The 17,357-nt window shown below is 70.1% G+C and carries 16 protein-coding genes; 11 read left to right on the top strand and 5 right to left on the bottom strand.

The window, feature by feature from the left end:
* Window positions 1-44: 44 nt before the first annotated feature.
* Complete coding sequence (locus BLW44_RS13730; RefSeq protein WP_060927782.1) at window positions 45-1,364, top strand: MFS transporter; 1,320 nt, start codon at window positions 45-47, stop codon at window positions 1,362-1,364.
* A 36-nt stretch (window positions 1,365-1,400) separates the two neighbouring features.
* Here BLW44_RS13730 and ptsP read toward each other — a convergent pair whose 3' ends face one another.
* Genes ptsP through dhaK form a run of 3 tightly spaced genes read right to left on the bottom strand, consistent with a single transcriptional unit; the run spans window position 1,401 to window position 5,529 of the window.
* A complete protein-coding gene (ptsP, locus tag BLW44_RS13735) occupies window positions 1,401-3,896 on the bottom strand; it encodes a phosphoenolpyruvate--protein phosphotransferase (RefSeq protein ID WP_082724592.1) in 2,496 nt (831 codons plus the stop codon).
* 5 nt (window positions 3,897-3,901) lie between these two features.
* The gene (dhaL, locus tag BLW44_RS13750) at window positions 3,902-4,537 is read right to left on the bottom strand and encodes a dihydroxyacetone kinase subunit DhaL (protein ID WP_060927795.1); all 636 of its coding nucleotides are present in this window, start codon (window positions 4,535-4,537) and stop codon (window positions 3,902-3,904) included.
* A complete protein-coding gene (dhaK, locus tag BLW44_RS13755) occupies window positions 4,537-5,529 on the bottom strand; it encodes a dihydroxyacetone kinase subunit DhaK (RefSeq protein WP_060927781.1) in 993 nt (330 codons plus the stop codon). The genes dhaL and dhaK overlap by 1 nt, the downstream gene beginning before the upstream one ends.
* A gap of 159 nt (window positions 5,530-5,688) precedes the next feature.
* Between dhaK and BLW44_RS13760 the strand changes: the two genes are divergently transcribed.
* Window positions 5,689-6,456 carry an IclR family transcriptional regulator gene (locus tag BLW44_RS13760; RefSeq protein ID WP_060927780.1) on the top strand — a complete coding sequence of 256 codons (768 nt, stop codon included), beginning with the start codon at window positions 5,689-5,691 and terminating at the stop codon, window positions 6,454-6,456.
* A 3-nt stretch (window positions 6,457-6,459) separates the two neighbouring features.
* On the opposite strand, the gene BLW44_RS13765 is transcribed toward BLW44_RS13760, so the two are convergent.
* Window positions 6,460-7,071, bottom strand: a complete 612-nt coding sequence (locus tag BLW44_RS13765; protein WP_060927779.1) for a TetR/AcrR family transcriptional regulator — start codon at window positions 7,069-7,071, stop codon at window positions 6,460-6,462.
* A gap of 113 nt (window positions 7,072-7,184) precedes the next feature.
* Here BLW44_RS13765 and BLW44_RS13770 point away from each other — a divergent pair, with 113 nt between their 5' ends.
* The 8 genes from BLW44_RS13770 to BLW44_RS13805 are packed head-to-tail and all read left to right on the top strand — an operon-like array spanning window position 7,185 to window position 14,648.
* Window positions 7,185-8,372, top strand: a complete 1,188-nt coding sequence (locus tag BLW44_RS13770) for a thiolase family protein (RefSeq protein WP_060927794.1) — start codon at window positions 7,185-7,187, stop codon at window positions 8,370-8,372.
* Window positions 8,369-9,100, top strand: a complete 732-nt coding sequence (locus BLW44_RS13775) for an enoyl-CoA hydratase/isomerase family protein (RefSeq protein WP_060927778.1) — start codon at window positions 8,369-8,371, stop codon at window positions 9,098-9,100. Before BLW44_RS13770 ends, BLW44_RS13775 begins: the two co-directional genes overlap by 4 nt.
* Window positions 9,097-9,963 (top strand): 3-hydroxyacyl-CoA dehydrogenase family protein, encoded by an 867-nt coding sequence (locus BLW44_RS13780; protein ID WP_060927777.1) that lies wholly within the window; start codon window positions 9,097-9,099, stop codon window positions 9,961-9,963. The genes BLW44_RS13775 and BLW44_RS13780 overlap by 4 nt, the downstream gene beginning before the upstream one ends.
* Window positions 9,960-12,041 (top strand): phenylacetic acid degradation bifunctional protein PaaZ, encoded by a 2,082-nt coding sequence (gene paaZ, locus BLW44_RS13785; RefSeq protein ID WP_082724591.1) that lies wholly within the window; start codon window positions 9,960-9,962, stop codon window positions 12,039-12,041. The genes BLW44_RS13780 and paaZ overlap by 4 nt, the downstream gene beginning before the upstream one ends.
* A gap of 5 nt (window positions 12,042-12,046) precedes the next feature.
* Complete coding sequence (gene paaI / locus BLW44_RS13790) at window positions 12,047-12,430, top strand: hydroxyphenylacetyl-CoA thioesterase PaaI (protein WP_060927775.1); 384 nt, start codon at window positions 12,047-12,049, stop codon at window positions 12,428-12,430.
* 35 nt (window positions 12,431-12,465) lie between these two features.
* Window positions 12,466-13,761, top strand: coding sequence for a phenylacetate--CoA ligase PaaK (gene paaK / locus BLW44_RS13795; RefSeq protein WP_060927774.1), 1,296 nt, complete (start codon window positions 12,466-12,468; stop codon window positions 13,759-13,761).
* Window positions 13,762-13,809: 48 nt separating this feature from the next.
* The gene (locus BLW44_RS13800) at window positions 13,810-14,304 is read left to right on the top strand and encodes a nucleotidyltransferase domain-containing protein (RefSeq protein WP_060927773.1); all 495 of its coding nucleotides are present in this window, start codon (window positions 13,810-13,812) and stop codon (window positions 14,302-14,304) included.
* Window positions 14,301-14,648, top strand: a complete 348-nt coding sequence (locus BLW44_RS13805; protein ID WP_060927772.1) for a HepT-like ribonuclease domain-containing protein — start codon at window positions 14,301-14,303, stop codon at window positions 14,646-14,648. The genes BLW44_RS13800 and BLW44_RS13805 overlap by 4 nt, the downstream gene beginning before the upstream one ends.
* Before the next feature lie 21 nt (window positions 14,649-14,669).
* Here BLW44_RS13805 and BLW44_RS13810 read toward each other — a convergent pair whose 3' ends face one another.
* On the bottom strand, window positions 14,670-16,793 hold the full coding sequence (locus BLW44_RS13810) for a RecQ family ATP-dependent DNA helicase (RefSeq protein ID WP_060927771.1): 2,124 nt from the start codon (window positions 16,791-16,793) through the stop codon (window positions 14,670-14,672).
* Between the two features lie 94 nt (window positions 16,794-16,887).
* Between BLW44_RS13810 and BLW44_RS13815 the strand changes: the two genes are divergently transcribed.
* Window positions 16,888-17,307, top strand: a complete 420-nt coding sequence (locus tag BLW44_RS13815; RefSeq protein WP_060927770.1) for a hypothetical protein — start codon at window positions 16,888-16,890, stop codon at window positions 17,305-17,307.
* Window positions 17,308-17,357: the final 50 nt, after the last annotated feature.

Below are 17,357 nucleotides of genomic sequence, written 5' to 3' on the forward strand. Positions count from 1 at the left end.
ACGCGGTGTCGCTCTTCCCCCGACTGCAGAACGATGGAGTTCGCATGACGTCAGCAGTATCCCCTCGCACCTCGACCGCCCGGATGCCCGCCGAGGAACGGCGAGTCCTCGCCAGCACTCTCGTGGGCACCTCGATCGAGTGGTACGACTTCTTCATCTACGCACAGGCCGCCGGCCTCGTCCTCGCTCCCCTGTTCCTCGCTCCGATCGCCGAGGAGAACAAGGGATTCGCGCAGGTGCTGTCCTTCGCCACGATCGGAATCTCGTTCCTCTTCCGCCCCCTCGGCGCCATCATCGCGGGACACCTCGGCGACAAGCTGGGGCGCAAGAAGATGCTGGTGTTCACTCTCGTGATGATGGGGCTCTCGACCTCGCTCATCGGAGTGCTCCCCACATACGCGGCGATCGGCGTCGCCGCGCCCATCCTGCTCATCGTGCTCCGGATCCTGCAGGGGTTCTCTGCCGGTGGTGAATGGGGCGGCGCCGCGCTGATGGCCGTCGAGCATGCGCCGACGAACCGTCGCGGGCTCTTCGGCGCCTTCCCGCAGATCGGAGTTCCGATCGGCATGATCCTCGCGACGGCCACCCTGTGGATCCTGACGAGCTCGATGTCGCCGGAGGCGTTCCTCGAGTGGGGCTGGCGGATCCCGTTCCTGATGTCCATCGTTCTGATCGCCGTCGGCTACGTGATCAGGCGCGCGGTCGACGAGAGTCCCGTCTTCGAAGACCTCCGCCGTCGCCGTCAGGAGGCCTCGGCACCGCTCGGCCGCCTGTTCCGCAAGAACACCAAGCAGGTCGTGCTCACCGCGCTCATCTTCATCGGCAACAACGCCGCCGGCTACCTGCTCATCGCGTTCTTCGCCACATACGCCGTCACCGCGCTCGGCATGGAACGCCCTCCCGTGCTTCTGGCAACGACACTCGCGTCCTTCGGGTGGCTCGTGTTCACGCTCTGGGGCGGTCACCTCTCCGATCGCCTCGGGCGGGTCCGCACGTTCCAGATCGGCTACATTGCGCTCGCGGTCTGGGCGGTGCCGATGTGGTTCCTGATCGACACGGCGAACATCCTCTGGTACTTCGTGGCCCTGTTCGTCATGACGTTCGCGCTCGGTCTCTCCTACGGCCCGCAGGCAGCCCTCTACGCCGAGATGTTCCCCGCCAACGTCCGGTACTCGGGTGTCTCGATCGGCTATGCCCTCGGGGCGATCCTCGGTGGAGCATTCGCGCCGATGATCGCCGAGACTCTGATGAACCAGTTCCAGGCGGCCTGGACCATCGGCGTCTACATCGCGGTCGCTGCGATCATCTCCCTCATCGGAGTGTCGATGGTCAAGGAGACGAAGGGCGTCGACCTGCACGCCTGAGCGGTCTCCGACACATCCGGACAGCGGGCCGGTCGTTCACGCGACCGGCCCGCTGACGCTCTCGGACCCGAGCACCTCAGCCGCAGCAGACCGCGCCTCCGCAGCGGTCGCCGCTTTCAGCACGGCCTCTGCCGCCGTCAGGCACTGCTCCGCCGTCACCTCGGCCAGCGCGGCGGCGACCCGTCCGAGCGCTCGGGGCGTCATCGACAGCGACGAGACACCCAAGCCGATCAGGACGGGCGCGAGAGCCGGATCGGCCGCCGCCTCACCGCAGACGCCCACGGGCAGGCTCCAGACGCGCCCAGCGGCACCCGCCGCACCGATCAGACGCAGCACCGCCGGCTGCCACGGATCGTTCAGCTCGCCCAGCTCGCCGAGCAGGCGATCCGCGGCGAGCGTGTACTGCGCGAGGTCGTTGGTGCCCACGCTCACGAAGTCCACGACCTCGAGCATCTCGGACGCGAGCAGCGCCGCGGACGGCGTCTCGATCATGACGCCGACGCGTTCGAGACCCGCTGCCCTCGCCTGATCGGCGAAGACGCGCGCCTCCTCGACCGTCGCCACCATCGGTGCCATGACCTCCACCAGGGCGGACTCCGCCTCGGCGGCGAGCGCGAGCGCACGCAGCTGGTCGTCGAGCAGTCCGGGAGAGCGCCGCGCGACGCGGAGCCCGCGGACGCCGAGTGCCGGGTTGTCCTCGTCGTCCGCGTTCGCGAACGGCAGCGGCTTGTCGCTCCCCGCGTCGAGTGTGCGCACCACGACCCTGCGACCGGGGAAGGCCGCGAGGACACCGCGGTACGCCTCGACCTGCTCGTCGACGGAGGGCGCGTCGACCCTGTCGAGGAAGCAGAACTCCGTGCGGAACAGCCCGATGCCCTCGGCTCGGGCGTCGGCAGCGGTCGCGGCATCCGCGGCACCGCCGACGTTCGCCAGCAGGGCCACCGGTGTGCCGTCGGCCAATCTCCCCTCCCCGTCGAACGGGACCACGACCGCGGCGGCACGCGCCGCCTCGACCCGCCCCGCATCCGGCTCGACCTCCACGGTTCCCCGGTCGCCGTCGACGAGGACCACGGTCCCTGCCGCGATGCCCGTCGCCCGGTCCGCTCCGACCACCGCGGGGATGCCGAGGGAGCGCGCGATGATCGCCGTGTGAGAGGTGGGCCCGCCCTGCTCGGTCACCAGCGCCACGCAGTTCCCGCCGCCGAGGGCTGCCGTGTCGGCGGGTGCGAGATCGGTCGCCACCAGCACGAACGGCTCGTCGCGCTCGGGGACTCCCGGCAGGTCGACCTCGAGGATCTCGGCGATCAGGCGGTCTCTGACGTCACGGATGTCCGCCGTCCGCTCGGCCATCCGCCCGCCGAGCGCCCGCAGCGACCGCTCATGCGCCACGGCGGTCTCCCAGACCGCGCGTGCCGCGCTGCGCCCTTTCGAGCGCACGAGGGCCGACGCATCGGCGACGAGCTCGGGATCAGAGGCGAGCAGGCGGGAGGCGTCCAGGATCGCCCGCGCGTCACCCGTGGCCTGCGCCGTGCGAGAGCGCAGCTGGTCGGCGACCGCCACCGCCGCCCACTCGATCGCGGAGACCTCGCCCGCCCGGTCGGCCGGGTCGATCACCACGTCGGGGTCCGGTTCCGGCAGCGCTGCGGCGAGCAGCACCGCTGTCGCGGCCACACGTCCCGCACTGACACCGCGCCCGTGCAGCACGGTGCCGGCAGGGAGGGGAGCGGCCGACACATTGGGCACGGGCTTCTGCGACTCGTCGACCGCACGCTCGGTCGGCACGGCAGGCGCATCCCCCTCGCCGAATCCGTCGGCGAACAGCGTGGCCAGCCGGTCGAGGGCCGCCTCCGCATCCGCCCCCGATGCCGACAGCTCGATCTCGTCGCCCTGCCTCGCCCCGAGGATGAGCAGCCGCGAGAGGCTCGCCGCCGCCGCCTCAGGGCCGTCGGGAAGTTTCCGCAGTCGCACCTCGGCTCCGCTCGACGCTTCGGCGATGAGCGCTGCCGGCCGCGCGTGGATGCCGAGGGGATTGCGAACGGTCACGACGCGACGGTGCGCACCGGCGGCCAGCGGCTCAGGCGGCGCCTCGGGAGCCGCAGCATCCGGAGCACCGGACTCGTCGAGATGCCCGGTCTTCGCCCCGAGCGCTGCCATGGCCTCTCGGGCGACGTCGTCGAGGGTTCCGCCCGCTCCCGCAGAGACGACCGCGGCGAGCAGCCCCTCGACGAAGGGAGCGGGGGCGAGCCGAACAGGGACATCGCTCATGCGCAGCTCCAGCGCGAGCTCGGCGCTCAGCACGGCGGAGCCGAGGTCCATCAGCACCAGCACTCCGTCGCACTCGTCGGCCAGCTCGTCGATCGCCGATGCCACCGCGACGGCGTCCGTTCCGAGGATGGGGGTGCCGTCGGCATCCGTTCCCGCACCCGCAGCCACCCGCACGTGGACTCCCCCGCCCTGCACCATCTGCAGGGCAAGCTCCACTGCCGCCTCCCCGAGTCGTGCGCTGTGGGAGACGGCGACGATGCCGATCATCGGCGTCAGTCCGCCGACGCCGCGGCGAGTGTCTCGAACAGCAGCGTGGTCGATGCAGCACCGGGATCGAGGTGACCAGCGCTGCGCTCACCGAGGTAGCTCGCGCGCCCCTTGCGGGCGACGAGCGGCTCCGTCGCATCACGACCCGCAGCTGCCGCCTCCGCAGCAGCCGCCGAGGCCGCCCCGACATCGGAGCCGCCGGCGAGGGCGGCATCGAACGCGTCGACGGCCGGCGCCATCGCGTCGAACATCGTCTTGTCCCCCGCTTCCGCCTTGCCCCGCGCGACGATGCCCTCCAGACCCGCCCGCAGCGCCGCGGCGAGTCCTGCGCCGTCGAGTTCTGCGACCGGCCCTGCCGTCATCCCCATCCGAAGGAACAGCGTGCCGTAGAGCGGTCCGCTCGCGCCGCCGACCGAGCTCACGAGGGTCATCCCGACCGTCTTCAGCAGCTCATCGACCGTGCCGGGGACGCCGACGTCGAGCTTCGCCACGACGGCATCCATCCCGCGTGCCATGTTCGCCCCGTGGTCCGCGTCGCCGATCGCCGAGTCGAGCTCTGTGAGCCAGTCGCGCTTCTCCGCGATCACGTCGCGGAACCGGCGGATCCAGTCCGCGACTGCAGCCGTGTCGAGCGCCGCCATCACGCGCCCCACCGCAGACCAGGCGTGTTCACCGGAGCATCCCACAGTCGCAGGAGCTCATCGTCGGCCTTCAGCACCGTCAGTGAGCACCCGGCCATGTCGAGCGAGGTGATGTAGTCGCCCACCAGGTTGCGCGCGATCTGCACGCCCGCCTTCTCCAGCAGCGCCGCGACCTCGCCGTACATCAGGTAGAGCTCGATCAGCGGCGATCCGCCCATGCCGTTGAGCATCACGATCGCGGGTCCGGCGACGTCGAGGTCGGCGAGGATCGGCTCGACGAGCTGGCGGGCGATGTCCGCCGCGGGCGCGAGCGGCTCACGGTGCCGACCGGGCTCGCCGTGAATGCCGATGCCGATCTCCATCTGGTCGTCCGGGAGGTCGAAGGTGGGCTTCCCCGCCGCAGGCACGGTGCAGCTCGTGAGCGCCATGCCCATCGAGCGCCCCTGGCCGTTGATCCGCTTCGCCAGTTCGACCACCGCGGCGAGGTCCTGCCCCTCCTCCGCGGCTGCGCCCACCAGCTTCTCGAGCAGCACCGTGAGGCCGACTCCACGGCGGCCTGCGGTGTACAGCGAGTCCTGCACGGCGACGTCGTCGTCGACGATCACGGTGCCGACCTCGATGCCCTCCATAGCGGCGAGCTCTGCGGCCATCTCGAAGTTCAGCACGTCGCCGGTGTAGTTCTTGACGATGTGGAGGACCCCCGCACCACGATCGACGGCCTTCGTCGCGACCTGCACGCGATCCGGAGTGGGCGAGGTGAAGACCTCACCGGCGACGGCGGCGTCGAGCATGCCGACGCCGACGTAGCCGCCGTGCAGGGGTTCGTGACCGGATCCCCCTCCGGAGACCACCGCGACCTTGCCCTGCGCCTTCGGCGTCGCGCGCGTGATCACGTGGTTGTCCAGGTCGACGGACAGCTCGGGATGCGCGAGTGCGACGCCCCGCAGCGACTCTACAAGCACGTCGGCGGGGTTGTTGATGAGCTTCTTCATCGTTCGATCTCCCTTGATCTCTACGGCGGCGATCTTTCGCAATATCGGAAAGTTATTCGTCAATGTCGAATATGCTCGGGTGCGATCGAGTTGTCAAGGTCGACCTGACGACCGCCACGAGGATCCGGTTCACCGACGAGCCGGAGGGAGGAGGCGCCGATGATCCAGGCCATCGATCGTGCCGCCAAAGTGCTCGAGCTGCTGCAGGGAGCCCGCCACCTCGGCATCACGGATCTCGCGCTGGCACTGAGCCTGCCGCCGTCGACCGTGCACGGGATCGTGAAGTCGCTCCGCGCGCACGGTCTGGTGGCCAAGGAACGCGGGGGACAGCGATACATGCTCGGCCCGACCCTGCTCCGGCTCAGCAACGTCTACCTCGACACGCTCGACGTGAGGGCGCGGGCGATGCGATGGACACAGGAGCTCGCGCGGCGGACCGACCTCGCCGTGCGCCTGGGTGCCCCGCACTTCCATGAGGTACTGGTGATCCACCACGACCTGCGACCCGACGACAGCCAGCAGATGCTCGAGACCGGGGTCGCGATCCCCGCCCACGCGTCAGCACTGGGCAAGGTGCTGCTCGCCCACGACCTCGGCTTCCAGCGGACGGTCTTCGAGCAGCCGCTGCGCAGCCTCACCGGCGACACCATCACGGATGTCGCCCGACTCACCCTCGAGCTGCCGTCGATCGCCGAGCGCGGCAGCGCCTCGGAGGTCGACGAGGCGGTGCTCGGGGAATCGTCGATCGCGGCGCCCGTGTCGGATGCCTCGAACGACATCGTCGCGGCCGTCGCCGTCGTGATGCCGACATCGCAGGGCCCCGCACCCGACGCGGTGCTCAACGCCCTCCGCGAGACCGCGCGCAACATCTCGCGGGAGCTCGGTGCCACGACATGGCCGCCGCGCGTCGCGCCCGCCGAGGACTGAGAGTCAGCGCGACTGCAGCCCGTCGAGCGTCACCCGGAGGATGTCCTCCCCGAGCTCGTCTGGATCGACCGGTCCCCCCGGGCGATACCACTCGACGACGGAGTTGATCATGCCGAAGATGAGCCTCGTCGCGACCGCGGCGTCGACATCGCCACGGATGAGCCCCTCCGACTGCGCCTCCGCCACGATCGCCGTCACCCTCTGATCGAAGGCGCGACGGCGCACCAGAGCAGCCGACTCGACGTCGCCGTTGCCTCTGACCCGCAGCAGCAGGGTGACGGAGGGAAGCTTCTCGGTGAGCACGCGGACCGCGCCGCGGATGATCGACCGCAGGCGGTCTGAGGCGAGCGGATGCCGGGCCGTCGCCTCGTCCACCACGGCCTCGAGGGCGTCGAGGGCGTCGCTCAGCGCGAGCTCGAGGATCGCCGACTTCGACTCGAAGTGGTGGTACAGCGCGGACTTCGTGAGCCCCAGCGTCGCACTGAGATCAGCGACGCTCGTCGCGTCGTACCCCTGTTCGTTGAAGACCTTCACCGCGACCGCGAGCACCTGCTCGCGGTCGTAACCGGGCCGGCCGCGCCTGGGGGCCGACGCCTCTGATCCGGGGTGCGCCATGGGGCCAAGTCTGTCACCCCGCGGCGAGTTGCCATTCATCCGCCGATCTGAGATCGTATTCCTGACCGATCGGTCTGAAAATACCGCCAGCGTGGGCGATCGAGAGGATGACGATGTCCGAGGCCTATCTCGTCGATGGCGTCCGCACCCCCGTCGGGCGTTATGGCGGCGCTCTCGCCTCCGTGCGTCCAGACGATCTCGCCGCTCTCGTGGTGGGCGAGACCGTCCGCCGCTCCGGCATCCCCTCCGACGCGATCGACGAGGTCGTCCTCGGTGCCGCGAACCAGGCGGGTGAGGACAACCGCAACGTCGCCCGGATGGCGGTGCTGCTCGCAGGACTCCCCGATTCGGTGCCAGGGCTCACCGTGAACCGCCTCTGCGCCTCGGGGATGTCGGCGATCGCCCTCGCGTCGTCCGCAGTGCGCAGCGGCGATGCCGACCTCGTCGTCGCCGGCGGAGTCGAGTCGATGACCCGCGCCCCGTGGGTGCAGGCCAAGCCCGACCGCGCCTGGGCGAAGCCCGGTGCCGCATTCGACACCTCCATCGGCTGGCGCTTCACGAATCCACGGCTGGCTGCACGCGACAAGGCCACGTTCTCGATGCCGGAGACCGCAGAGGAGGTCGCGCGCCTCGACGGCATCAGCCGAGCGGATGCCGACGAGTTCGCGCTGACGAGCCATCTGCGTGCCATCGCCGCGATCGACGCCGGTCGATTCGCCCCCGAGATCGTCGGCGTGCCGACGCCGCGTGGGATCGTCGACACGGACGAGGGGCCGCGACGCGACACCACCAGCGAGGCGTTGCGGGCGCTGCGCCCGGTGGTCGCCGGGGGCGACATCGTCACCGCCGGCAACTCCAGCTCCCTGAACGACGGCGCCTCGGCGATCGTCGTCGCGAGCGCCGAGGCTGTCCGGCGCCACGGCCTTCGCCCTCGAGCCCGGATCGTCGCCTCCGCGACCGCCGCGCTCGCGCCAGAGATCATGGGGCTGGGCCCCGTCCCCGCCACGCAGAAGGCCCTCGCGAAGGCAGGACTGGAGGTCGCCGATCTCGGCGCGGTCGAGCTGAACGAGGCGTTCGCGTCGCAATCCCTCGCCTGCATCCGACGCCTGGGACTCGATCCCGCGATTGTCAACGCCGACGGCGGGGCGATCGCCCTCGGGCACCCGCTGGGCTCCAGCGGATCGAGGCTGATCGTCACACTGCTCGGGCGGCTCGAGCGCGAGGGTGCGCGCTACGGTCTCGCGACCATGTGCGTCGGGGTCGGGCAGGGCACCGCGATGATCGTGGAGCGTCTCGCGTGACCCTCCGCATCGAGGAACGCGGCGATCGCGTCACCGCCACGCTGGATCGCCCCGAGAAGCGCAACGCGATCGACCAGGAGACCATCGATGCGCTGCACGAGCTCTGCGCGGCGCTCGAGGCGACACCTCGCACGCTGATCCTCACCGGATCCGCCGGCGTCTTCGCGGCGGGCGCAGACATCGCGCAGCTCCGCGAGCGCACGGCGGAGGATGCCAGGAAGGGCATCAACGCGATGGCTTTCATCCGCATCCACGAACTGCCCATGCCCGTGATCGCGGCGATCGACGGGTACGCGCTGGGCGGCGGAGCGGAGCTCGCCTACGCCGCCGACATCCGCATCGCCACGTCCTCGCTGCGCATCGGGAACCCCGAGACGGGACTCGGCATCATCGCCGCCGCCGGTGCGACCTGGCGGCTGCCCGAGATCGTCGGCGAGGCCAGGGCGAGCGAACTGCTGCTCACCGGCCGGTCGCTCGACGCGGAGGAGGCGCTGCAGTGGGGCCTCGTGTCGTCCCTGCATCCGGCCGACGAGCTGCTGGCCGCAGCGCACGGCATCGCCGACCGCATCGCCGCGAACGACCCGTTAGCCACCCAGCAGACCAAACGCGCACTGCGGACGCCCAGGGCCCAGCACCCCGCCGTCGAGCTCGAACTGCAGGCGGAGCTCTTCGACTCGCCGGAGAAGCACCGTCGCATGACCGCATTCCTCGAGAGGAAGAGCCGATGAGTCCCCAGACGACCGGTCCCGAGACGGTCGGGATCCTCGGCGGCGGCCGCATGGGCGCGGGCATCGCCCACGCATTCCTCCTGGCGGGTTCGAAGGTCATCGTCGTCGAACGCGATGCAGCGAGCGCAGACGCCGCCAGACACCGCATCGAGGAGAGCATCCGTCGTTCCGTCGAACGCGACCCGTCGCTCGATGCGAACCGGATCGCCGATCGGCTCACCACCGGCATCGACATCGCCGGGTTCTCCGACGCCGCCCTCGTGGTGGAGGCCGTGCCGGAGGACCGGCAGCTCAAGGAGGAGGCACTCGGACGTGCCGAGGCCGCGATGGACCCGACAGCGGTCCTGGCGAGCAATACCTCCTCGATCTCCATCGACGACCTCGCCGCCGCCCGTGTGCTCCCTGACCGCTTCCTCGGTCTGCACTTCTTCAATCCGGTGCCGGCGTCGGCGCTGGTCGAGATCGTGCACGGGTCCTCGACCGGTGCCGACACCACCGCCCGTGCACAGGACTGGGTGCGCGCTCTCGGCAAGACTCCGATCGTCGTGCGGGACTCCCCCGGCTTCGCGTCGTCCCGCCTCGGGGTGATGCTCGGTCTCGAGGCGATCCGCATGCTCGAGGAGGGCGTCGCCTCGGCCGAGGACATCGATGCGGCGATGACCCTGGGGTACCGGCATCCGACGGGTCCGCTGCGCACGACCGACGTGGTGGGGCTCGATGTGCGGCTGGGTATCGCTGAGGAGCTGGAGCGCACGCTCGGGGAGCGCTTCGCCCCGCCGCCGCTGCTGCGGCGAATGGTCGCGGAGGGCAGGCTCGGCCGCAAGAGCGGCGAAGGTTTCTACGTATGGAACGAGGAGAGATGACCGAGTATCTGGCGAGCTATGTGCAGGGCGAGTGGTGGACCCCGTCGTCCGACGCTCGAGCATCCGAGGTCCGTGACGCATCCACCGGCGAGGTGATCACGCGGGTCTCCACCGACGGCCTCGACCTCGCCGGCGCGCTCGAGTACGGTCGCACCGTGGGGCACCGCAGTTTGGCCGCGCTCACCTTCCACCAGCGCGCCGTGCTCCTCAAGCAGTTCGCCCTCGCGCTCACCGCCCGCAAGGACGAGCTCTACGCACTGTCGGCGCGCACGGGCGCGACCACCTCCGACTCGTGGGTCGACATCGACGGCGGCATCGGCGTCCTCTTCTCGTACTCGGGCAAGGGCCGGCGCGAGCTGCCGAACAGCCGGGTGCACGTCGACGGCCCGGTCGAGCCGCTGTCGAAGGACGGCTCGTTCCTCGGCCGCCACGTCTACACGACGCTGCCCGGCATCGCTGTGCAGATCAACGCCTTCAACTTCCCCGTCTGGGGCTCGCTCGAGAAGCTCGCCCCCGCCTTCCTCGCGGGCATGCCGACTCTCGTGAAGCCCGCGACGCCCACCGGCTACGTCGCCGAGGCGATGGTGCGCATCCTGGTCGAGTCGGGGCTGCTCCCCGAGGGATCGCTGCAGCTTGTCAGCGGCAGCGTGCCCGACCTGTTCGAGAACCTGCGCCTGGGCGACATCGTCGGCTTCACCGGCAGCGCATCGACGGCGGAGAGCCTGAAGGCGCATGCCGTCGTGCAGACCGGCGGGGTGCGGTTCACCGCGGAGACCGATTCCATCAACGCCTCGGTGCTCGGCACGGACGCGGTCGAGGGCACGCCGGAGTTCGACGCCTACGTCCGCCAGCTCGTCACGGAGATGACGACGAAGGCAGGGCAGAAGTGCACGGCGATCCGCCGTGCGATCGTGCCCGAGAACACGGCGGATGCGGTGATCGCCGCCGTCCAGGCGCGCATCACGACGAAGACCGTGCTCGGGGACCCCCGTGCGGAGGGGGTCACGATGGGGCCTCTCGCATCGACCACTCAGCGCGACGAGGTACTGCGCCAGGTGGGCCGGCTGCAGGATGCCGGCGGACGCATCGTCGTCGGCACGACGGACGCTCCCGAGGTGCGCCGGATCGACGGCAGCACAGGACCGTCCCCCGACGGCGCCTTCGTCTCTCCCGTGCTCCTGCGCTTCGATGACGCGCAGGCCGACGCGGTGCACTCGATCGAGGCCTTCGGTCCTGTCTCGTCTCTGGTCACCTACACGAGCATCGACGAGGCCGCCGCACTGGTCGCACGCGGAGGAGGTTCGCTCGTGACCAGCATCGCCACGCACGATCCGCTCCAGGCCGTCGAGCTCGCCACCCGCATCGCCCCGTTCAACGGCCGCATGCTGCTGCTCGACCGCGACGACGCCCGGTCCTCGACCGGGCACGGATCGCCGCTCCCCAACCTCGTGCACGGTGGGCCGGGGCGCGCGGGCGGCGGCGAGGAGCTCGGCGGCATCCGGGCCGTGCTGCACCACATGCAGCGCACCGCGGTGCAGGGCTCGCCGGAGATGCTCACGGCGCTGACCGGCGTATGGCACGCAGGGGCGGCATCGCAGTCCGGCGGGCGGCATCCGTTCCGCAAATCCCTCGCCGAGCTGCGGATCGGCGACCAGATCGTGTCCGTGTCCCGCGAGGTCACGCTCGACGACATCGAGACGTTCGCGCGATTCACCGGCGACACGTTCTACGCCCACATGGACGAGGATGCCGCGGCAGCGAACCCGTTCTTCCCCGGACGCGTCGCCCACGGATATCTGCTCGTGTCCTGGGCTGCCGGCCTCTTCGTCGACCCGGAGCCCGGCCCGGTGCTGGCGAACTACGGGCTCGAGAACCTGAGGTTCCTGACGCCGGTCTCCCCCGGCGACACGATCCGCGTCGAGCTCACCGCCAAGCAGATCACGCCGCGCGAGACCGACGAGTACGGCGAGGTGCGCTGGGATGCCGTGATCCGCAACCAGGGCGATGAGGTCGTCGCGACCTACGACGTGCTCACTCTGGTGAACAAGGAGCCGACGCCAGAGGCAGTGCCCGCATGAGGCCGATGATGCAGCGCGACGCGGCCTCGACGATGCTCGGGATGACGGTCGAGCACGATGCCCCCGGCGAGGCCGTCGTCTCGATGACCGTGCGCGAGGACATGCTCAACGGCTTCGCGATCACACACGGCGGCCTCGTGTTCACCCTGGCGGACACGGCCTTCGCGATCGCCTGCAACGAGGACGAGCGGGTCACCGTCGCCGGCGGCGCCGACATCGCCTTCCTGAAGTCCACGACGGTCGGTCAGCGCCTCACTGCACGAGCGATCCGTCGTGTGGTCAGCGGTCGCAACGGCCTCTACGACGTCACGGTGACGGACGAGTCGGGCGACGTGGTCGCGGAGGTGCGCGGGCGCTCGCTCACGACGAACCGACCGCATCCCCGCTGACCTCTGCCTGATCCACCACGACGAAGGAGTCGACGATGAAGGGAATCCACGCCGAGATCGGCGTCGAGACCGAGCTGCACTCCCCCGATGCGCTCGGGCGACTGCAGCTGCAGCGACTGCAGTGGACCGTACACCACGCCTACGAGAACGTGCCGCTCTACAGGCGGACCTTCGACGAGCGCGGTGTTCGTCCCGACGACATCCGCACCCTCGACGACGTGCAGCGGTTGCCGTTCACGACCAAGGCCGACCTGCGCGACACTTACCCGTTCGGCATGTTCGCGGTGCCGATGGCCGATGTGCGGCGCATCCACGCGTCCTCGGGGACGACCGGGCGCCCCACCGTGGTGGGGTACACCGAGGGCGACTTGGGGCGCTGGAGCGACCTCGTCGCGCGGTCGCTGCACGCCGCGGGCATCCGCGCGGGAATGAAGGTCCACAATGCCTACGGCTACGGGCTGTTCACCGGCGGTCTCGGGGCCCACGCGGGGATCGAGCGCCTGGGCGCGACGGTCATCCCGGTCTCCGGAGGCCAGACGGCTCGCCAGGCGCAGCTCATCACCGACTTCCGCCCCGATGCGATCCTCTGCACGCCGAGCTACCTGCTCACGATCGCGGACGCGTTGGAGGCTGCCGGGATCGACCCGACGACCACCTCCCTGCGAGTCGCCGTGCTGGGCGCCGAGCCGTGGACGAATGAGATGCGACGCGAGATCGAACGGCGGCTCGCCATCGACGCGGTGGACATCTACGGGCTCAGCGAGGTGATGGGACCCGGCGTCGCCAGCGAGAGCGTGCTGACCAAGGACGGACCGCACATCTGGGAGGACCATTTCCTTCCTGAGGTCATCGACGCCGACACGGGCGACCGGCTGCCGGACGGCGAGCTCGGCGAGCTCGTGTTCACCTCGCTCACCAAGGAGGCGTTCCCCGTCATCCGCTATCGCACGCGAGATCTCACGCGCCTGCTGCCGGGGACGACGTATCCGGCGCTGCGGCGCATGGAGAAGATCACCGGGCGCAACGACGACATGATCATCCTGCGCGGTGTGAACCTGTTCCCGACGCAGATCGAGGAGCTCGTGATGGGGATCGAGACGCTGACTCCGCACTTCGTGCTCGAGCTGCACCACGTCGCGCAGCTCGACACGCTCACGGTGCGCATCGAACGGCATCCGTCGTTGAGCGCCGAGGAGTGCGATGCCGCGGCCGCCGTCCTCACTCATCGCATCAAGATGCACATCGGCACGAGCGTCGACGTGCGCGTCGAGGAGCCGGGGGCGCTCCCGCGCAGCGAGGGGAAGTACCAGCGGGTGTACGACCTGCGCTGAGCGATATCGCGGATGTGCTATATCGCTTATTCGCGATATCATCGGACCATGAGTCGTGCCGCCGAACTGATCCGTCACGCCCGTCGCCAGAGCGGGCTGACGCAGTCGACTCTGGCGAGACTTGCGAACACCCCTCAGAGTGTGATCAGCGAGTATGAGACCGGACGGCGTGAGCCGTCCTTCGATGCGGTCGACAGACTGATCTCGGCCGCGGGTCTCGTCATCGAGGTCGCTTCGCGACCTGTGGATGAGGAGAGCGAGCGCGCCAGGGTGATCGCTCGATCGAGCGAGTTGCGACGCACCCTCGTCCCGCTCGGGGCACAGCGCATCCGCCTGTTCGGCAGCGTGGCACGCGGCGAGGACTCCGAGACCAGTGATATCGATCTGGCCGTGGACGTCGCACCGACGGTGGGCGTGTTCGATCTGCTGCGGATGAGGCACGAGGCCGAGCGGATACTCGGACGAACGGTCGATCTCGTACCTTTCGACGGCCTCAAACCGGCGGTCGCAGAGAGTGTCGAGCGCGAAGCCATCACCCTGTGAGCAGACGTCTGTCCGAACGGCTCCGCGACATCGTTCGCGCCTGCGAAGCGATCGCTCGCTACGAGCAACGAGTCGACAGCGACGACGAGATCGTCTTCGATGCGATTCGAGCGCGGCTCATCGAGATCGGCGAAGCTGTGAAGGACCTCGGCGAGGCTGCGGTCGCGACGGAACCGGAGATCCCGTGGACAGAGATCGCCGGCATGCGCGACTACCTCGCCCACCGCTACTTCGATTCGACGCACGCCATCGTCATGACGACGGCTCGATCCGACGTCCCACTGCTCGCCTCTGCAGCTCGGAGAATGCTGGCGCGGGAGGCCACCCCGCCCCCGAAGCTGTGACGATTCAGCCGGGCGCCGTCGTCAGCCGCGCAGGGCGAGGGCGAACGGGAGCACCTCGGTGGCGCCGGCCTCGCGGAGCGTTCGCGCGGCGACCGTGAGCGTCCAGCGGCTGTCGGCCAGATCGTCGACCAGCAGCACGGCCCCTGCGGGCACGTCGAGGTGTGCGGCGCTGAACCTGTCCCACAGCCCGGCCAGACGGAACACGCTGTTGCCTCCCGGCTGACCGGTCGGTCCGCCGTTCACGAGGTCGAGCGCGCCGAGATACGGCAGTCGTCCGATCTCGGCGATGCCCCTGGCGAGGGAGTCGACGAGCAGCGGATGCGACCGCGAGGGCATCGCGATCACCGCGACCGGACGCTGCTGCCATCCCCAGTCGGCGAGCACCCGCACGCAGCCGGCGAGCACCTGCGGCGAGACGGCCGCGTCGGGCGCGCCCGCTGCGAAGAGCTCACGCAGGGTTCCGCCCCATCCGAGGTCGGTGAGCCGGGCGAGCGCTCGGCCCTCGCCGGCCTGCTCGCCGGCCGGGATGCGACCCTTGACCGGGACGTCGAGCCGGTCCGCGCCGGTCGGCCAGGCCTTGCGCGGCTCGATCGGAACACCCACGCGGTCGAGGGAGGCCGCCGCCTGAGTCGTGGCGGAAGCCCCCACCTCGCTCGGGAACCAGACCCCAGCGCAGTTGTCGCACCGGCCGCACGGGGCCGCCGTGTCGTCATCCAGCGTGCGCTGCAGGAACTCCATCCGGCATCCGTCGGTCTGCTCGTAATCGATCATGTGTTGCTGCTCGGCGCGGCGTTCGGCAGCGATGCGCTCATAGCGCTCGGCGTCATAGGTCCAGGGCTCTCCGGTCGAGACCCACCCGCCCTGCACGCGGCGGACCGCGCCGTCGACATCGAGCACCTTCAGCAGGAGCTCGAGCGGGGTGCGCCGGATGTCGACCATCGCCTCGAGCGCCGGCGTCGAGATCGGCTCCGGCCCGAGAGCGGCGATGACACGCTCGGCGCGCTCACGATCGGGCATGGACGCGGTCGCGAAGTAGTGCCAGATGTCGCGGTCCTCGACCCCCGGCAGCAGGAGCACATCGGCGCTCTCGCTCGCACGACCGGCACGACCCACCTGCTGGTAGTAGGCCACCGGCGAGGAGGGCGCACCCAGGTGCAGGACGAAGCCGAGGTCGGGTTTGTCGAAGCCCATCCCCAGCGCGCTCGTCGCCACGAGCGCCTTGACCTCGTTGCGCTTGAGCATCCCCTCGCTCTCCGTGCGCTCGTCCGTGTCGGTCTGGCCCGTGTAGGCGCGGACCTCGTGCCCGTGCTCGCGCAGCAGTCGAGCCGTGTCGACGGCCGCTGCGACGGTGAGCGTGTAGATGATGCCGGAGCCCGGCAGGTCGTCGATATGGCTGAGCAGCCAGGCCAGACGGCTCGCCGAATCGCGCAGCCGCAGGACGCCGAGGCGCAGCGAGGTCCGAGCCAGAGGCCCGCGGATCGTGAGCACCTCTGCCTGCTCGCTCCCGCGATCGACCGCACCGCTGCCGAGCTGCTCGGCGACGTCCGCGACCACCCTGCTGTTCGCCGTCGCCGTGGTCGCGAGCACCGGCACCTCGGCCGGCATCTGGTCGATGAGGTCGCGGAGTCGGCGGTAGTCGGGACGGAAGTCATGACCCCAGTCGCTGATGCAGTGCGCCTCGTCGACCACGAGCATGCCGAGCCGACGGACGAGAGCCGGCAGCTGCTGCTCCCGGAAGGCGGGATTGTTCAGACGCTCCGGCGAGACGAGCAGCACGTCGACCTCGTCGCGGTCGAGCCGCCCGAGCACCTCGGTCCACTCGTGCGCGTTGGTCGAGTTGATCGCGACGGCCCGCACACCTGCGCGCTCCGCGGCGGCGATCTGATCCCGCATCAGCGCCAGCAGCGGCGAGACGAGCACCGTCGGTCCTGCTCCCTGTCGACGCAGCAGCAGTGTGGCGACGAAGTAGACGGCGGACTTTCCCCAGCCGGTGCGCTGCACGACCAGCGCGCGGCGTCGGCGTTCGACGAGCGCTTCGATCGCCTCGTACTGACCGTCGTGGAAATCGGCGTCGGATCGACCGACGAGTTCCCGCAGCGCTGCCAGTGCGGCACTGCGTGTATCGGCGGGGGCGGGAGAAGTCATGCCCCCACTCTGCCCGAGGTGGCAGACACTGGGGTCCGATCCGTCCACAGGGCCGTATCGCCCCGCACCCTGCTGCGTCGTCTAGCGTGGAACGATGATCACCCGAGAACTGGCCGTGGCCCTGCGTGATGCCGGACTCGGGTGGCATCCTGCCGAGGGCGACCGGTTCCAGCTGGATCTTCCCGACGACGTCGAGCTCGAGGCGGAGGCCGACGTCTTCACGGTCAGCGCGATGACCATCGAGGCCCGTCAGACGCCGAGCGGCACCGATCTCGCCTTCAACGGGACGACGGAGTGGGCGCTCGACGCGGTCACCCTCGCCGACGCGGTGTGGCTCCCCCTCGAGGATCAGCTGCGCGAGCTGCTGCGCGGCACCTTCCGCTCGCTGACGCGCGTGAGCGACGCGTTCGTGGTCGAGGTCGAGATCGCCGGGGAGACGCTGAGCTTCGAGCATCCGGATCCCTCAGAGGCCTACGGACGCGCTTTGCTGGACCTGGTCTCCCGCTCGCGCTGACGCGCCGCAGATCCCGCTCGCCTTGCGTGCCGTCGACCGTCATGTCAGAA

It is taken from the genome of Microbacterium hydrocarbonoxydans, assembly GCF_900105205.1.
GTDB classification, from domain to species: Bacteria; Actinomycetota; Actinomycetes; order Actinomycetales; family Microbacteriaceae; genus Microbacterium; species Microbacterium hydrocarbonoxydans.

What these genes read in the sequence shown, in the direction of transcription:
- BLW44_RS13730 (WP_060927782.1), top strand. Translation starts at nt 45, where the DNA reads ATGACGTCAGCAGTATCCCCTCGCACCTCGACCGCCCGGATGCCCGCC.
- ptsP (WP_082724592.1), bottom strand. Translation starts at nt 3,896, where the DNA reads ATGATCGGCATCGTCGCCGTCTCCCACAGCGCACGACTCGGGGAGGCG.
- dhaL (WP_060927795.1), bottom strand. Translation starts at nt 4,537, where the DNA reads ATGGCGGCGCTCGACACGGCTGCAGTCGCGGACTGGATCCGCCGGTTC.
- dhaK (WP_060927781.1), bottom strand. Translation starts at nt 5,529, where the DNA reads ATGAAGAAGCTCATCAACAACCCCGCCGACGTGCTTGTAGAGTCGCTG.
- BLW44_RS13760 (WP_060927780.1), top strand. Translation starts at nt 5,689, where the DNA reads ATGATCCAGGCCATCGATCGTGCCGCCAAAGTGCTCGAGCTGCTGCAG.
- BLW44_RS13765 (WP_060927779.1), bottom strand. Translation starts at nt 7,071, where the DNA reads ATGGCGCACCCCGGATCAGAGGCGTCGGCCCCCAGGCGCGGCCGGCCC.
- BLW44_RS13770 (WP_060927794.1), top strand. Translation starts at nt 7,185, where the DNA reads ATGTCCGAGGCCTATCTCGTCGATGGCGTCCGCACCCCCGTCGGGCGT.
- BLW44_RS13780 (WP_060927777.1), top strand. Translation starts at nt 9,097, where the DNA reads ATGAGTCCCCAGACGACCGGTCCCGAGACGGTCGGGATCCTCGGCGGC.
- paaZ (WP_082724591.1), top strand. Translation starts at nt 9,960, where the DNA reads ATGACCGAGTATCTGGCGAGCTATGTGCAGGGCGAGTGGTGGACCCCG.
- paaI (WP_060927775.1), top strand. Translation starts at nt 12,047, where the DNA reads ATGATGCAGCGCGACGCGGCCTCGACGATGCTCGGGATGACGGTCGAG.
- paaK (WP_060927774.1), top strand. Translation starts at nt 12,466, where the DNA reads ATGAAGGGAATCCACGCCGAGATCGGCGTCGAGACCGAGCTGCACTCC.
- BLW44_RS13800 (WP_060927773.1), top strand. Translation starts at nt 13,810, where the DNA reads ATGAGTCGTGCCGCCGAACTGATCCGTCACGCCCGTCGCCAGAGCGGG.
- BLW44_RS13810 (WP_060927771.1), bottom strand. Translation starts at nt 16,793, where the DNA reads ATGACTTCTCCCGCCCCCGCCGATACACGCAGTGCCGCACTGGCAGCG.
- BLW44_RS13815 (WP_060927770.1), top strand. Translation starts at nt 16,888, where the DNA reads ATGATCACCCGAGAACTGGCCGTGGCCCTGCGTGATGCCGGACTCGGG.